The organism is Mycobacterium branderi (assembly GCF_010728725.1).
GTDB lineage: Bacteria > Actinomycetota > Actinomycetes > Mycobacteriales > Mycobacteriaceae > Mycobacterium > Mycobacterium branderi.
In genome coordinates, this window is sequence record NZ_AP022606.1 from 391,505 (window position 1) to 407,168 (window position 15,664).

A 15,664-nucleotide genomic window follows, 5' to 3' on the forward strand; every position below is an offset into this window, starting at 1 on the left:
GTTCGCGGCACGATGACCGAGAACCTCTGGCTCCACTTTGCCCGGCACGGCCCCGGGATCACCCCACCGATCATCGCCCGCGGCGAGGGTGTCCGGATCTTCGACGACCGCGGCAAAAGCTACCTCGACGCGCTATCCGGATTGTTCGTCGTGCAAGTCGGCCATGGACGCGACGAGCTCGCCGAGGCCGCCGCCAAACAAGCCCGCACACTGGCCTACTTCCCGCTGTGGTCGTATGCCACCCCGCCCGCGATCGAGCTCGCCGAGCGCGTCGCCCACTATGCGCCGGGCGATCTGAACCGGGTCTTTTTCACCACCGGCGGCGGCGAAGCCGTCGAGACCGCGTGGAAACTCGCCAAGCAGTACTTCAAGCTGACCGGCAAACCCGGGAAATACAAAGTGATTTCACGGGCCGTCGCCTACCACGGCACGCCGCAGGGCGCACTGGCCATCACCGGCGTGCCGGCACAGAAGGCGCCGTTCGAGCCGCTGACACCGGGCGCGGTGAAAGTACCCAACACCAACTTCTACCGCGCACCCGAGCCGTTCAACACCGACCTCAAGGCCTTCGGCCAGTGGGCGGCCGACCGTATCGGCGAGGCAATCGAATTCGAGCGACCCGACACCGTCGCCGCGGTGTTTCTCGAACCCGTGCAGAACGCCGGCGGCAGCATCCCGCCGCCGCCCGGCTACTTCGAACGAGTCCGCCAGATCTGCGACGACTACGACGTGCTGCTGGTCTCTGACGAGGTCATCTGCGCCTTCGGCCGGATCGGGTCGATGTTCGCCTGCGACGACTTCGGTTACGTGCCAGACATCATCACCTGCGCCAAGGGATTGACGTCGGGCTACTCGCCGCTCGGCGCGATGATCGCCAGCGACAGGTTGTTCGAGCCCTTCAACAACGGCACGACGACGTTCCCGCACGGCTACACGTTCGGCGGTCACCCGGTGTCGGCGGCGGTCGCGCTGGTCAATCTCGACATCTTCGAGCGCGAAGGCCTGTGCGACCGCGTCAAACACCAAGCGCCCCAACTTGGCAGCACCTTAGAGCGGCTGTACGACCTGCCCATCGTCGGCGATGTCCGCGGGGAGGGCTACTTCTACTCGATCGAACTGGTCAAAGACCAGACCAGCCGCCAGACCTTCACCGCCGACGAACGCCGCCGGCTGCTCCCTGCCTTGTCTTCGGCGCTGTACGACGCCGGACTGTACTGCCGCATCGACGACCGCGGCGACCCGGTGATCCAGCTGGCGCCGCCGCTGATCAGCGGCCAGGCCGAGTTCGACGAGATCGAGTCGATCCTGCGCGCAGTGTTGTCTGGCCGCGAAAGTGCAACTGGCGACGTGTTTCTCGAGTAACACCGTCGCGGAATGCACTTTCGCGGCAAGATGCGCATTGTGAGCAAACCACGTATCGACCCGGTGCGGTGGCAACCGCCACCGGTCGAGCCGCTGCCCGATGTCCCGTCGCCGGACGTCACCATCGTCCCGCTGCCGGGCAAGGGCCCCGAAGACGTCGTCGCCGACGCTGCCGGCCACATCTTGGCGGGCCTGGAAGACGGTTGCATCGTGCGGATTTCGCCCGACGGCGGCGAGCCCGTCGTCGTCGCCGACACCGGAGGCCGGCCACTGGGCCTGCACGTGGGCCGCGACGGGCGAGTGCTCATCTGCGACAGCTACAAAGGCCTGCTGGCATTGGACGCCGACAGCGGCGCGTTGGACGTGCTGGCCGATTCGGTGGCGGGCAGACCGCTGATGTTCTGCTCCAACGTCACCGAAACATCCGACAGCACAATCTATTTCACCGAATCGACGCGCGACTTCCGGTTCGAGCACTACACCGCCGCGGTCATCGAGGCACGCGGACGCGGCGGCCTGTTCGAGCTCGGCGCCGACGGCACCGTTACTCAGCTGCTCGACGGGCTGTACTTCGCCAACGGGGTGACGCCGACGGCCGACGAGTCGGCGCTGGTCTTCGCCGAAACCCAGGCACGACGGCTCTCGAAGTACTGGCTTTCCGGCCCGCAAGCCGGGTCGGTGACCCCGCTGGCCAGCCATCTGCCCGGGATGCCCGACAACATCTCCACCGGCGCCGACGGCCGGATCTGGGTCGCCATGGTGGCCGAGGTCAACACCGCGCTGGAATGGCTGGTGCCGCGGGCGCCGGTTCTGCGCAAGCTGGCGTGGCGGCTGCCCGAGCGGCTGCAACCGCAAATCAAGCCCGAAGTGTGGGCGGTCGCCTTCGACCCCGACAGCGGCCACGTCGTCGCCGGTCTGCGCACCAAACATCCCGATTTCGGCGTCGTCACCGGGGTCGTGGAGAGCGCCGGCAGGCTGTGGTTGGGCACGATCAACTACCCGGCGGTTGCCTACGTGGACGTGGCGGCCACCAGCGTGTAAGCCGAAGTCTTAGTAACTTCTGCAACATTAGTCACAGCGCGGCTCCGCGGAAAAACGCCGCCCATCGCCTAATCTGCACGACGATGGCCCTCTTACGATCCGCATTGTGCCTGGCAGGGGCGCTTTTCCTGGCGGCTGCGCCGAGCATGCCCGCCGCCGCTGCCGAGCCCAACGCCGCGACCGGCACCTGCCCGTACCGGGTGACCACGCCACCGGCGGTCGACTCCTCGGAGGTGCCGCAGGCCGGCGATCCGCCGGCTCCGCTGCCGGTACCCGCCGCGCCGGTCGGCGGCAACGCGCTGGGTGGCTGCGGCGTCATCGCGGCACCCGATACGCCGCCGGTACCCGGCGACGTCTCCGCCGAGGCATGGCTGGTCGCCGACCTGGACAGCGGCGCCGTCCTCGCCGCCAAAGACCCGCACGGTCGTCACCGCCCGGCCAGCGTCATCAAGGTGCTGGTCGCGATGGCGTCGCTTAACGAGCTGAGCCTCAACAAGACGGTGGACGGCACCCCGGAGGACGCCGCCGCGGAGGGCACCAAGGTCGGCGTCGCGCCCGGCGGCAGCTACACGATCAACCAATTGCTGCACGGGCTGCTGATGCATTCGGGCAACGACGCCGCGCACGCACTGGCCATGCAACTCGGCGGCATGCCGGTGGCGTTGGAGAAGATCAACACGCTGGCCCGCAAGCTCGGCGGCGGCGACACCCGCGTCGCGACTCCCTCCGGGCTGGACGGGCCCGGCATGAGCACGTCGGCGTATGACATCGGGCTGTTCTACCGATACGCCTGGCAGAACCCGACATTCGCCGACATCGTGGCCACCCGCACCTTCGACTTCCCCGGCCATGCCGACCATCCGGGGTACGAACTGGAGAACGACAACCAGCTGCTCTACCACTACCCCGGCGCGCTGGGCGGCAAGACCGGCTACACCGACGACGCCGGGCAGACGTTCGTGGGCGCGGCCAACCGGGACGGGCGGCGGCTGATGGCGGTGCTGCTGCACGGCACCCGCCAGCCGATAGCGCCGTGGGAACAGGCCGCGCACCTGCTCGACTACGGGTTCGCCACCTCCCCCGGCACCCGGGTGGGAACGCTGATCGAGCCCGACCCCGCGCTGGTGGCCGCCAAGCCTGATGCCGCCGACGACGGCACCACCAACCGGGCCGCGCCCATCGTGCCGCCCGCCGACGCGCTGCCGGTGCGGGTGGGCGTGGCGGTCATCGGAACGATCATCGTGTTCGGCTTGATGATGGCCGCACGGTCGCTGAACCGCCGACCCCAGCGCGAGTGCTGATGGCAACCCCCGTCGTCTCCGCTTCGACCGAGCGCTGGACCAGCGCCAATGGATTCGGCGCGTGCGAGTGGTGGCTACTCTCGACGAGCACCGGCCTGCTGCCGCTGGCCGTTGTCATCGCCACCGCGCTGGGAATCTTGCCGCATCGCTCATCGTGGGCGGGCGGCCGCAACGCTGCCGAAGACGTCGCCCGCGACCCGCGAGATGCGCTGAGCGACGGCCCGATCAGCCACTAAGCTTGACGGTGTGACTGACGCCCTCTACGACGACGGCGGCCTTCGGCTTGATGAAGATGGGGTTACGATCCGGCGCTACTACTTCCCCTGGGCCGGGCCAAAGCGGTTCGGCTACAACGCAATCCGTCATGTCGAGGTGCGACCGCTGAACTGGCTGAGCGGAAAGGGCCGCGGATGGGGAACAGCACATCCGGGCTATTGGTTTCCACTCGACATGCGCCGGCACGGCAAAAGCACCCTGCTGATATTCGATCTCGGCAGCCGGGTCAAGCCGTGCGTCACCCCTGACGAACCCGATCACGTGATGCAATTGCTTCGCAGCCGGGCTTCTGTTGGCGGTGACGGCTGAGCTCGCCGATAAGCAGCCGGCTTGCCGCTCGGGGACCTACCATCCTCTGATATGCAGCGGCTCAGCGGTCTCGACGCCAGTTTCCCCTACCTCGAAACATCCACCACACCACTGCATGAGCTGGAGTTGCGGGTCAAGGGAATACCCGAGTTCGGTCGCGCACTCGACGAATTGCTCGCCGCCAAGCCGCGTCGGTGAGCGGCAAGGGATTACTAATCGGTCTCGCCGCGGCCAGCCTCGGGGTCATCTACGGCTACGACATCTCCAACATCGCCGGCGCGCTATTGTTCGTCACCGACGATTTCGGCCTGTCCACCGGCCAACAGGAGCTGGTGACGACGGCGGTGGTGGTCGGTGAAATCGCCGGCTCGCTGGCCGGCGGAGTATTGGCCAACGCGATTGGACGCCAACGCACGATGGTGCTGGTGGCCGCGGGGTACGCGGCTTTCGCGCTGGCCGGCGCGGTGTCGGTGTCGGTGCCGATGCTGCTTGCGGCGCGGTTGCTGCTGGGCGTGACGATCGGCGTCTCGGTGGTGGTGGTTCCCGTGTTCGTCGCGGAATCCACGCCGGCCAGAGTCCGCGGCTCGCTATTGGTCGCCTATCAGGTGGCGACCGTCGTCGGGATTATTTGCGGCTACCTTGCCGCCTATCTGCTGGCCGGTCTGCACGCCTGGAGATTGATGCTGGGTCTGGCCGCGCTGCCGGCGGTGCTGACGATGCTGCTTTTGCTGCGGATGCCGGACACCGCACGGTGGTATGCCTTCAAAGGCCGCACCGAGGAAGCCCGCCGGGTGTTGCAGCGGGTGGAACCGGACACCGATGTCGACCGTGAACTCGCGGAGATCCGCAGCGCGCTAAGGGAAGAAAGCTCCGGCACGGTAGCGGAGATGCTACGACCGCCTTACCTGCGCGCCACCGCCTTTGTGATCGTGCTCGGGTTTTTCATCCAGATCACCGGCATCAACGCGATCGTGTATTACAGCCCGCGGCTGTTCGCAGCGATGGGGTTCACGGGCAACTTCGCGCTGCTGATTCTTCCGGCCTTGGTGCAGACCGCCGCACTAGTCGCGGTGCTCGTCTCGCTGGTTCTCGTCGACCGGCTGGGGCGGCGCCCAATTCTGTTGACTGGCATCGCAATGATGATCGCCGCCGATGTAATGCTTACCGGTGTGTTTGCGACGGGTTCCGGGCCGATGTTCGGATTGGTCGGGGTGTTGATGTTCACGGTCGGGTTCACCTCTGGTTTCGGCGCACTGGTCTGGGTGTTTGCCGGCGAAAGCTTCCCGACGCGGCTTCGTTCGATGGGTTCGAGCGTCATGCTCACCGCGAACCACACCGCCCACGCCGTCGTCGCCGCGATATTTCTGACGATATTGCAAACAGTCGGCGGGGCAACAACTTTCGCAGGGTTGGCCAGCCTTGCGTTGGCCGCGTTCGCCTTCGTCTACCGGTTTGCGCCGGAGACCAAGGGCCGCCAGCTCGAGGAGATCCGGCACTTCTGGGAAAACGGCGGCCGCTGGCCCGACGAGACGCCGACGGGTGCGCGGACATGCCCCTGATCGCAGCCGGCACAACGGTTCTCGGGCAGCAGGTCTGTCGGCCCGGGTGGGTGGACGTGTCCGGCCCGCGCATCGTCGACTGCGGGCCCGGTTTGCCGCCGCGCCCACCCGACGTTGACCTGCCCGACGCCGTGCTGGTGCCGGGATTCGTCGACATGCACGTGCACGGCGGCGGCGGAGCCTCCTACAGCGGACCGGACATCGTGCGGGCGGCCGAGTTTCACCGCCGCCACGGCACTACCACGACACTGGCCAGCCTGCTCACCGCGTCGCCCGGCGATCTTCTGACCAGCGTGCGGGCGCTCGCGGAGGCAACCCGGGCGGGCACCGTCGCGGGCATCCACCTCGAGGGGCCGTGGCTGAGTGCACAGCATTGCGGAGCACACGACCCCAGGCAGTGCCGCGACCCGCAGCCGGCCGAGATCGACGCGCTGCTTGCCGCAGGCGGCGGCGCGATCCGCATGGTCACCCTGGCACCGGAACGCCCCGGCGGCGACGACGCCATCACGCGTTTCGCCGACGCGGGAGTGGTTGTGGCCGTGGGACACACGGATGCCAGCTACGAGCAGACGCGGCACGCGGTCGCGCTCGGGGCGACGGTCGGCACCCATCTGTTCAACGCGATGCGGCCGCTGCACCACCGCGAACCGGGGCCGGTCCTCGCGCTGCTACAGGATGCCCGAGTGACCGTCGAGCTGATCGCCGACGGCGTGCACGTCCATCCCGCCGTGCTGCATGCGGTGATCGAGGCGGCAGGACCCGAGCGAGTGGCGCTGGTCACCGACGCCACCGCCGCGGCGGGCCGGGGCGACGGCTCGTTTCGCCTGGGAACACTCGACGTCGACGTCGTCTCCGGCGTGGCGCGGGTGCGCGGCACGTCGACCATCGCGGGCAGCACCGCCACCATGGATCAGCTCTTCCGTACGGTGGCGGCCGAGGCCGGGCTGGGCGCAGCGGTGCAGATGACGTCGACGACGCCGGCCCGCGCGCTGGGACTCGGCGAGGTCGGCCTCTTGCGCGCGGGTCTTTACGCCAATCTCGTTGTGCTGGACCGGGATCTAGAAGTGACAGCCGTGATGGCGGGCGGGCAGTGGCTCGGTTGACGCGTCCCAACCCGAGATTCGCGGTATCCACCGCGGAACATTGTGACGGTAGGTGTCGTATTCGTCCCCGTAGCGTTCGGCGAGATGCGGCTCTTCCCAGAACCGGATGGCGGTCGCCTGAAACGCCAGGAAGACCGCGAACCAGGCCAGCAGCGACGCCGACGCGGTAACCGCCGCTTCGCCCAGCAGGATGCACAGCACGCCGGTGATCATCGGATTGCGCACATGCCGGTACGGCCCGCGCACCACGAGGTGAACCGGTTCGCCCATCACGTTGCCCAGGCCGAGGGTGCCCTCGCCTACCCGGTCGAACAGCACCACCGTCCAGATCAGCATCCCCACCCCGCCGGTGATCAGCAACACGCCGGCGACCGCCAGCACGATGCCCAGCCCAGAACCGAAATCCGGCCCGCGCACGTCGCCGCCGCTCACGAGTAGCGCCGGGACGACGAGCGTGACCGTGGCGGGGAACAGCAGCACCGAGATCGCATGCCGCCACCACAGCCGTCGTTCGCGGGTGCCTGCCATCATCTCGTCCTCCTCAACTTCAACGCCTGCTGAAGAACTAACGTACGCCGCGGCGGCTCATAGGTCAACGCTTGTTGAAGTATGCTGCCGGGCATGTCAGAGGGCCGCCGCACGGGCCGGTGGCGCACCGGTCAGCAGAGCAGACAGCGCATTGTCGACGCCGCGCGCGAACGTTTCATGCACGACGGGTATGAGCGGGCCACTGTCCGCGCAATCGCCGCCGACGCGGGCGTCGACGTTGCGATGGTCTACTACTTCTTCGGCAATAAAGAGGGGCTGTTCGCCGCGTCGGCCCTGACGGGCCCCGAACACCCGCTGCATCAGCTGGCCACGCTGCTCGACGAAAGCAGCGAGCAGATCGGCCCGAGGCTGGTACGCCGCTTCCTGGAACACTGGGACCGGGGCGACACGTTCGAGCCGCTGCTCACCGTGTGGAAGTCGGCCGCTATACAACCCTTGGCGCGAAAAGTGTTGTACGACAGTCTCGCCGGCCCCATCGCCAACCGGGTCGCCGCCGAATTCGGGGTAGCCGACGCTGAGCTGCGAGCCGAGTTGGTGGCCAGTCACCTGATGGGCTTGGCATTCGCCCGCTACCAGCTGCGCATCGAGCCGCTCGCCTCGGCGTCCGTCGACGACTTGGTCGATTGGATCGGACCGACGATGCAGCGCTATCTCACCGGTACGTGACGACGGCATGTCACATGTGCGTGCGCTGCGGCGTCTTATCTAGGAATCACGCCCGATCCGGAGGTCCCAAGAAATGTCCGTGCACCCGTTCCGCGCCGTTGTCGAAGCCGGCGAAGTCAGCACCATCGGAAGACTGTTCACCGACGACGTGGTGCTGCACAGCCCCGTCGCACACCGCCCCTACACGGGCCGGGAGACGGTCGCGGCCATCGTCTCGGCGGTCGCAACCGTGCTGGACGGCTTTCACTTCGAGAGGGAAATCAGCGCCGACACCGCGGCTTTGATGTTCCGCGCCACGGTCGACGGCCTGGACATCCAGGGCTGTGACTTCATCCACAGACGGAACGACGGCTTGATCGACGAGTTGACCGTGATGGTCCGGCCGCTCAAGGCCGCTACGGTGTTCGCCGAGAAGATGGCCGCGGAACTCGCAAAAGGCGGGCGCCCGTAGGGTTTTGCTATCGTCGACCCGGTCGGCAATCGACACCGGACGAGGGGCACCGTACCCGGCCAGCGACAAGACGGCGCCGTGGAGGTGTGTGATGGCCTGGCTGGTGTTGGTGGTGTCCGGTGCACTGGAGGCGGTTTGGGCGACCGCGTTGAACCGCTCTGACGGCTTCTCGAGATTGGCGCCGTCGCTGGTTTTCGCCGTGTCACTGACGTTGTCGATGGCCGGTCTGGCGTTCGCGATGCGAAGTCTGCCGACCGGAACCAGCTACGCGGTGTGGGTGGGCATCGGCGCCGCACTCACCGTTGCCTACGCCATGCTGACCGGCGACGAAGCCGCATCCCTGGTGAAGATCGCGCTGATCACCGGCGTGGTCGGCTGCATCGTCGGTTTGAAGCTGGTCAGCTAACGTCGCCGAACCAGCCGCGAAATACCCAGCGCACCAACGGCTCCCGCAGCCGCAGCGGACAATGCTTGGCGCACGCTCAGGCCGTCGTCGACCTGCACCCGCGGGGTGATGACCGCCGGGGCGGGCGGCTCAACCGGTGTCGCAAGCAGGTTTTCCTGCGACGTCGCCGCCCACGCCGTGGCGAACAACAACAGCCGTGACGTGACGTAGACGAACACCATCAGGCCCAGCACCGGACCGAACGTGGCACCCGCCGGTGTGTGCAGCACCGACTGCAGATAGATCGATCCGACAAACTTGAACAGCTCGAAGCCCACCGCCGCAAGCAGCCCGGCGCGCACCGCGCTGGCGAAGCTGATCGACTCCCGCGGCAACCGGGCGATCATCCAGGTGAATACCAGCCACGACACCAGCACCGACATCAACACCGAGACAGCGCGCAGCACACCGTCGAGCACCGGAACGTTGTGAAGCCCAAGCCAGCCAAGCAGTTTGGCCATCGGCCGGGCGCTGGCCAGCGCGCTGAGAGCGATAGTGGCCAGGATCGCCACGAACGAGGACACCATCGCCGACAAATCCGACAGTTTGGTGCGGATGAAACCGGGCGGCTCGGCGCGCTGCTTCCACATGGCGCTGAGCGCTTCGCGCAGATTGGCCATCCAGCTCAGGCCGGCCCACCCGGCGGCGGCCAGGCCAATGATGCCGACCGACGCTCGCGAGTCGATCGCCGAATTCATGAGATCGATCACCTGCTGCCCCAGGCTGCCCGGGACGCTCGCCCTCACTTTGTTGTCGATCTGGTGCAATATGTCGGGACGCCGCGACAGCACAAACCCGGCGGTCGCGAAACTCACCATCAGCAACGGGAATAACGCGAAGATCGTGTAGTAGGTGAGCCCGGCGGCGAAGTAGTTGCCCTTGCATTCGTCGAAGCGTTCGTTGGCCAGCATGACGTGGTCGAACCACCCGTATCGCCTTCGCAGCCGGTCGAGAACGCTCATCGTCGCCGCGGCAGGAACCCGAGCCGGTCGTAGACCCGGTCGACTGTTTTAGCGGCCACGTCCTGGGCCCGTGCCGCACCGGTGGCGAGTATCGACTCCAATTCCGCTGGATCGGACAGCAATTCGTCGACCTTGGCCTTGATCGGTGACACGAATTCGACGACGGCCTCGGCGGTGTCCTTCTTCAGGTCGCCATAGCCGCGCCCGGCGTACCGCTGCACCAAGGTGTCCACGTCGGTTCCGGTCACCGCAGACTGGATGACCAGCAGGTTCGACACGCCGGGTTTGGCGTCCGGGTCGTAGCGGATGTCGCGTTCGCTGTCGGTCACTGCTGAGCGAATCTTCTTGGCGGACAAGGCCGGATCATCGAGCAGGTTGATCAGTCCGGCGTCGGTGGCCGCCGACTTGCTCATCTTCGACGTCGGGTCGGCCAGGTCGTAGATCTTGGCGGTGACCTTGGGGATGAGCAGCTCGGGAACCACGAAGGTGTCCGGGAACCGGCTGTTGAACCGCTGGGCGACGTCGCGGGCCAGCTCGAGGTGCTGGCGCTGGTCCTCGCCGACCGGCACCAGCTCGGCGTTGTATGCCAGCACGTCGGCGGCCTGCAGCACCGGATACGTGAACAGCCCGACCGTCGTCGACTCACTGCCCTGCCGTGTCGACTTGTCCTTGAACTGCGTCATCCGCGAGGCTTGTCCGAAACCGGTGAAACAACCCAGCACCCAAGCCAATTGAGTGTGGGCGGGCACGTGGCTCTGCACGAAGATCGTGCTGCGGGCGGGGTCGATTCCCAGCGCCAGGTACTGCGCGGCGGTGACGAGTGTGCGCTGCCGCAGCACCTCCGGGTCCTGCGGGATGGTGATGGCGTGCAGGTCGACGACGCAGAAGAAGGCGTCGTGGTTGTCCTGCAGGTCTGTCCAGTGGGTCACCGCCCCCAACGCGTTGCCGAGGTGCATCGAGTCGGAGGTGGGCTGCACGCCGGAGAAGACCCGGCGCAATCCGGTTGCGGTGCTCATGATGACTCGATCTTTTCACGCCGCCGCGCGGCCGCATGCCGCCTGCTTGCGGTACCGCCGGTATCACCTTACTGTCAGCTCCATGACGACGCGCGCACCGATCCACCTGGGCTCCGGCGAACCGGTCGTATTGCTGCACCCGTTCCTGATCTCGCAGATCGTGTGGGACACGGTGGCCCAGCAGCTCGCCGACACCGGCCGCTACGAGGTGTTCGCACCCACGATGGCCGGCCACAACGGCGGCCCCTACGCCGGCACGTGGTTCCTGAGCTCGTCGGTGCTGGCTGACCACGTCGAGCGGCAACTCGACGAGCTGGGCTGGAACACCGCCCACATCGTCGGCAACTCGCTGGGCGGCTGGGTGGCCTTCGAGCTGGAGAGTCGCGGGCGGGCACGCACCGTCACCGGCATCGCCCCCGCGGGCGGCTGGAGCCGGTGGACCCCGACGAAGTTCGAGGTGATCGCGAAGTTCGTGCTGGGCATGCCGGTCTGGGCGCTGGCCCGCTGGCTGGGGCCGCGGGCGCTGCGGCTGCCGCTGGCACGCCGGTTGGCCACGCTGCCGATCAGCGCAACACCGGACGGGGTCAGCGAGACCGAACTGCACGCGATCATCGACGACGTCGCGCACTGCCCGGCCTACTTCCAGCTTCTGCTCAAAGCGCTGGTGGGGCCCGGGCTGGTGGACTTGGCCCACACCGCGGTTCCCGCGCACCTGGTGATCTGCCAGAAGGACCGCGTGTTTCCCGGGCCCAGGTCCCACCGCTACTTCCGCTCCCACCTGCCCGAGGGAACGCAAGTGACCGAGCTCGACGGCCTGGGGCACATCCCGATGTTCGAGGCGCCGGGCCGGATCACCGAGGTCATCATCGACTTCCTCGATCAGTACAGCTGGCCGCCGATCCGGGCCGCCAACTAGACCGCGACTGTGAACGCTGCGACGCGTTCTCGGCGTGTCGCGTCGCGAAATTCACACTCGGCGGGCAATTAGCTCAAGGCCTTGGCCAGGTTGTCGGCGATCGTGTTGAGGAACTCCTCGCTGGTCTGCCACTCCTGGTCGTCGCCGATCAGCAGCGCGAGGTCCTTGGTCATCTGCCCGCCCTCGACCGTGGAAACCACGACGTCTTCCAGCTTCTGGGCGAAGTCGATCACCTCGGGGGTGTCGTCGAGCTTGCCGCGGTGCTGCAATCCGCGGGTCCACGCGTAGATCGAGGCGATCGGGTTGGTGGAGGTCGGCTTGCCCTCCTGGTATTGCCGGAAGTGCCGGGTGACGGTGCCGTGGGCGGCTTCGGCCTCCACCGTCTGGCCGTCGGCCGTCATCAGCACCGACGTCATCAGCCCCAGCGAACCGTAACCCTGAGCGATCGCGTCGGATTGCACGTCGCCGTCGTAGTTCTTACAGGCCCACACGTAGCCGCCCTCCCACTTGAGGCAGGCGGCAACCATGTCGTCGATCAGCCGGTGCTCGTAGGTCAGTCCGGCTTCTTCGAACTTGTCCTTGAACTCCTCGTCGTAGATGCGCTGGAACTCGTCTTTGAACATGCCGTCGTAGGTCTTGAGGATGGTGTTCTTGGTCGACAGATACACCGGGTAGTTCTCTTGCAGCCCATAGGCGAACGATGCGCGGGCGAAATCCTCGATGGATCGCTTGAAGTTGTACATGCCCATCACGACCCCGCCGTCTTCGGGGATCGACACCATCTCGTGCACGATCGGCTCACTGCCGTCGTTCGGGGTGAAGGTCAAAGTGACGCGCCCGGGCTTGTCCACCGCGAAGTTGGTCGCCCGGTACTGGTCACCGAAAGCGTGGCGGCCGATGATGATTGGCTTCTTCCAGCCGGGCACCAGTCGCGGAATATTCGAGATGATGATCGGCTCGCGAAAGATTGTGCCGCCGAGGATGTTTCGGATGGTCCCGTTGGGCGAGGACCACATGTGCTTGAGGCCGAATTCCTTGACCCGGGCCTCGTCGGGGGTGATCGTGGCGCATTTGACGCCGACGCCGTGTTTTTTGATCGCGTACGCCGAGTCGATCGTCACCTGGTCGTCGGTGGCGTCGCGGTTCTCGATGCCCAGGTCGTAGTAGGCCAGGTCGATGTCGAGGTGCGGGAAGATCAGCAGATCCTTGATCCAGGCCCAGATGACGCGCGTCATCTCGTCACCGTCGAGCTCGACAACCGTGCCTTCGACCTTGATCTTGGACATGAAGCCCACAGTACAAGCGGGCGGGACGCGGCAAACTAGCCCGCGGCGGCGAGTGCGGCGTTGAACGTTTTGCTCGGCCGCATGACCGCGGTGGTCATCGCGGCGTCCGGCGCGTAGTAGCCGCCGATGTCCACCGGCTTGCCCTGCGCCTCGTTGAGTTCGGCCACGATGTCGTCTTCGTTTGCGGTCAGCGCATCGGCCAGCGCGGCGAAGTGCTCGGCCAGCTGCTGGTCATCGGTCTGCGCGGCGAGTTCCTGCGCCCAATACATGGCGAGGTAGAACTGGCTGCCGCGGTTGTCGAGCTCGCCGGTCTTGCGCGACGGGCTCTTGTTGTTGTCCAGCAGCTTGCCGATCGCCGCATCCAGTGTGGTGCCCAGGACCTTGGCCCGCTCATTGCCGGTCTTGATCCCGATGTCTTCGAAACAGGCGCCCAGCGCGAGGAATTCGCCCAGCGAATCCCAGCGCAGGTGGTTCTCCTCCACCAGTTGGTGAACGTGCTTGGGCGCAGAACCGCCGGCCCCTGTTTCGTACATGCCGCCGCCGGCCATCAGCGGCACGATGGACAGCATCTTGGCGCTAGTGCCCAACTCCAGAATCGGGAACAGGTCGGTGAGGTAGTCCCGCAGGATGTTGCCGGTGGCGGCGATGGTGTCCTTGCCTCGGATCAGCCGCTCCAGGGTGTACCGCATGGCCCACACCTGCGGCATGATGCGGATGTCCAGGCCCTCGATGTCGTGGTCCTTGAGATAGGTCTGGACTTTTTTGCGCAGCTCGTTCTCGTGCGGGCGCTCGTCGTCGAGCCAAAACACCACCGGCATACCGGAATTGCGTGCCCGGGTAACGGCCAGCTTGACCCAGTCGCGGATCGGCGCGTCCCGCACGATCGGCATGCGCCAGATGTCGCCGGCTTCCACGTTCTGGCTCAGCAGCACTTCGCCGGTGGTGAGGTCGACGATGTTGGCGACGCCGTCCTCGGGGATCTCGAATGTCTTGTCGTGGCTGCCGTATTCCTCGGCTTGCTGGGCCATCAGGCCGACGTTGGGGACGGTGCCCATGGTGGCCGGGTCGAACGCGCCGTTGGTCTTGCAGAAGTTGATGATCTCCTGATAGATCCGGGCGAACGTGGATTCCGGGTTGACCGCCTTGGTGTCCTTTTGCCGCCCGTCGGCGCCGTACATCTTGCCGCCGGCGCGGATCATCGCGGGCATCGACGCGTCGACGATCACGTCGGACGGCGAATGGAAGTTCGAGATCCCCTTGGCCGAATCGACCATGGCCAGCTCGGGCCGGTGTTCGTGGCAGGCGTGCAGGTCTCGGATGATCTCCTCGTGTTGCGACGCGGGCAGCGACTCGATCTTGCTGTAGAGGTCGACGAGCCCGTTGTTGACGTTGACACCCAGTTCGTCGAACAGCTTCTGGTGCTTGGCGAAGGCGTCCTTGTAGAAGACCTTGACGGCGTGGCCGAACACGATGGGGTGGCTGACCTTCATCATGGTCGCCTTGACGTGCAGTGAGAACATCACGCCGGTTTTGCGCGCGTCCTCCATCTGCTCCTCGTAGAACTCGCAGAGCGCCTTTTTGCTCATGAACATCGAGTCGATGATGTCGCCGTCGAGCAGCGACACCTGGGGCTTGAGCACAATCGTCTCGCCGCCCTTGGTCTCCAGCACCATCTTCACGCCGCGCGCCCGGTCCAGCGTCATCGACTTCTCACCGTGGTAGAAGTCGCCGTGCTTCATGGTCGCCACATGGGTGCGCGACGCCATCGACCACTCACCCATGCTGTGGGGGTGCTTGCGCGCGTACTCCTTGACCGCCTTCGGTGCACGACGGTCCGAGTTACCTTGCCGCAGAACAGGGTTGACCGCGCTGCCCAAGACGTTGGCGTAGCGCTTGCGGACCTCTCGTTCCGCATCGGTCTTCGGGTTCTCCGGGTAGTCCGGAACCTTGAACCCTTTCTCCTGCAGCTCCCGGATTGCGGCCACGAGCTGCGGCACCGAGGCGCTGATGTTGGGCAGCTTGATGATGTTGGTGTCCGGCGACTGCGTCAGCTGACCCAACTCGGCCAGGTTGTCCGGCACGCGCTGCTCTTCGGTCAGGTGATCGGGAAACTCGGCCAGGATGCGCGTCGCGACCGAGATGTCGCTGGTCCGCACCTTGATGCCGGCCGGCTCGGTGAAGGCGCGCACGATCGGCAGGAAGGAGTACGTCGCGAGCAGCGGCGCCTCGTCGGTCAGCGTGTAGATGATGGTCGGCTGCTCGGCGCTCATTGGTTGCTCTCCCGGCGTTGGGTCGGATTCGAGGGCTCCCGCGGTGGGGTACGACGACCAGTATCGCGCACGGGGTGGTTGTCGAGCATTGCTGGCCACTGGGGCTAGACGGGGCTTGGCGCCGAAACCGGCGTTTTGCAGGCCATCTGTCG

16 protein-coding genes, 1 pseudogene and 1 riboswitch are annotated in these 15,664 nt (G+C 66.3%); of the genes and pseudogenes, 12 read left to right on the forward strand and 5 right to left on the reverse strand.

Translation table 11 applies throughout. From position 1 onward, the window contains the following. Positions 1 to 12: 12 nt before the first annotated feature. From G6N47_RS02210 to nagA, 8 genes and pseudogenes are all read left to right on the forward strand, one after another. Positions 13 to 1,362, forward strand: a pseudogene (locus G6N47_RS02210) (aspartate aminotransferase family protein); the annotation flags it as partial. 30 nt (positions 1,363 to 1,392) lie between these two features. Beyond that, entirely contained in the window at positions 1,393 to 2,403 is a 1,011-nt protein-coding gene (locus G6N47_RS02215; protein ID WP_083130481.1) for an SMP-30/gluconolactonase/LRE family protein, read from the forward strand. A gap of 83 nt (positions 2,404 to 2,486) precedes the next feature. Further along, complete coding sequence (locus tag G6N47_RS02220) at positions 2,487 to 3,704, forward strand: D-alanyl-D-alanine carboxypeptidase family protein (protein ID WP_083130011.1); 1,218 nt, start codon at positions 2,487 to 2,489, stop codon at positions 3,702 to 3,704. Further along, entirely contained in the window at positions 3,704 to 3,940 is a 237-nt protein-coding gene (locus G6N47_RS02225; RefSeq protein WP_139799313.1) for a hypothetical protein, read from the forward strand. The genes G6N47_RS02220 and G6N47_RS02225 overlap by 1 nt, the downstream gene beginning before the upstream one ends. A gap of 10 nt (positions 3,941 to 3,950) precedes the next feature. Beyond that, positions 3,951 to 4,289: a hypothetical protein gene (locus G6N47_RS02230; RefSeq protein WP_083130013.1), complete on the forward strand. Its 339-nt coding sequence runs from the start codon at positions 3,951 to 3,953 to the stop codon at positions 4,287 to 4,289. 51 nt (positions 4,290 to 4,340) lie between these two features. Then, positions 4,341 to 4,487, forward strand: coding sequence for a hypothetical protein (locus G6N47_RS02235; protein WP_163659445.1), 147 nt, complete (start codon positions 4,341 to 4,343; stop codon positions 4,485 to 4,487). Then, on the forward strand, positions 4,460 to 5,848 hold the full coding sequence (locus tag G6N47_RS02240; protein ID WP_139799314.1) for a sugar porter family MFS transporter: 1,389 nt from the start codon (positions 4,460 to 4,462) through the stop codon (positions 5,846 to 5,848). Before G6N47_RS02235 ends, G6N47_RS02240 begins: the two co-directional genes overlap by 28 nt. Then, on the forward strand, positions 5,839 to 6,951 hold the full coding sequence (gene nagA / locus G6N47_RS02245) for an N-acetylglucosamine-6-phosphate deacetylase (protein ID WP_083130015.1): 1,113 nt from the start codon (positions 5,839 to 5,841) through the stop codon (positions 6,949 to 6,951). Before G6N47_RS02240 ends, nagA begins: the two co-directional genes overlap by 10 nt. Here nagA and G6N47_RS02250 read toward each other — a convergent pair. Beyond that, positions 6,907 to 7,482 (reverse strand): methyltransferase family protein, encoded by a 576-nt coding sequence (locus tag G6N47_RS02250; RefSeq protein ID WP_083130016.1) that lies wholly within the window; start codon positions 7,480 to 7,482, stop codon positions 6,907 to 6,909. The two genes, nagA and G6N47_RS02250, sit on opposite strands and share 45 nt — an antisense overlap. Positions 7,483 to 7,572: 90 nt before the next feature. Here G6N47_RS02250 and G6N47_RS02255 point away from each other — a divergent pair, with 90 nt between their 5' ends. The 3 genes from G6N47_RS02255 to G6N47_RS02265 all read left to right on the forward strand — a co-directional run bounded on the left by G6N47_RS02255 (position 7,573) and on the right by G6N47_RS02265 (position 9,023). Further along, entirely contained in the window at positions 7,573 to 8,166 is a 594-nt protein-coding gene (locus G6N47_RS02255) for a TetR/AcrR family transcriptional regulator (RefSeq protein WP_083130482.1), read from the forward strand. A gap of 73 nt (positions 8,167 to 8,239) precedes the next feature. After that, a complete protein-coding gene (locus G6N47_RS02260) occupies positions 8,240 to 8,617 on the forward strand; it encodes a nuclear transport factor 2 family protein (RefSeq protein WP_083130017.1) in 378 nt (125 codons plus the stop codon). A 16-nt stretch (positions 8,618 to 8,633) separates the two neighbouring features. After that, a riboswitch (guanidine-III (ykkC-III) riboswitch) is annotated at positions 8,634 to 8,697 on the forward strand. 11 nt (positions 8,698 to 8,708) lie between these two features. Then, the gene (locus G6N47_RS02265; protein ID WP_083130018.1) at positions 8,709 to 9,023 is read left to right on the forward strand and encodes a DMT family transporter; all 315 of its coding nucleotides are present in this window, start codon (positions 8,709 to 8,711) and stop codon (positions 9,021 to 9,023) included. Here the strand turns inward: G6N47_RS02265 and yhjD are convergent. Both yhjD and trpS read right to left on the reverse strand, forming a co-directional pair. Further along, entirely contained in the window at positions 9,020 to 10,024 is a 1,005-nt protein-coding gene (gene yhjD / locus G6N47_RS02270; protein ID WP_083130019.1) for an inner membrane protein YhjD, read from the reverse strand. The two genes, G6N47_RS02265 and yhjD, sit on opposite strands and share 4 nt — an antisense overlap. Further along, complete coding sequence (trpS, locus tag G6N47_RS02275; protein WP_083130020.1) at positions 10,021 to 11,040, reverse strand: tryptophan--tRNA ligase; 1,020 nt, start codon at positions 11,038 to 11,040, stop codon at positions 10,021 to 10,023. The genes yhjD and trpS overlap by 4 nt, the downstream gene beginning before the upstream one ends. Before the next feature lie 82 nt (positions 11,041 to 11,122). On the opposite strand from trpS, the gene G6N47_RS02280 reads away from it, so the two are divergent. Further along, positions 11,123 to 11,956, forward strand: coding sequence for an alpha/beta fold hydrolase (locus G6N47_RS02280; RefSeq protein ID WP_083130483.1), 834 nt, complete (start codon positions 11,123 to 11,125; stop codon positions 11,954 to 11,956). 68 nt (positions 11,957 to 12,024) lie between these two features. Here G6N47_RS02280 and G6N47_RS02285 read toward each other — a convergent pair whose 3' ends face one another. Together G6N47_RS02285 and G6N47_RS02290 are read right to left on the reverse strand one after the other, a co-directional pair. Next, a complete protein-coding gene (locus G6N47_RS02285; RefSeq protein WP_083130484.1) occupies positions 12,025 to 13,242 on the reverse strand; it encodes an NADP-dependent isocitrate dehydrogenase in 1,218 nt (405 codons plus the stop codon). 35 nt (positions 13,243 to 13,277) lie between these two features. Then, entirely contained in the window at positions 13,278 to 15,512 is a 2,235-nt protein-coding gene (locus tag G6N47_RS02290) for an NADP-dependent isocitrate dehydrogenase (protein WP_163659532.1), read from the reverse strand. Positions 15,513 to 15,664: the final 152 nt, after the last annotated feature.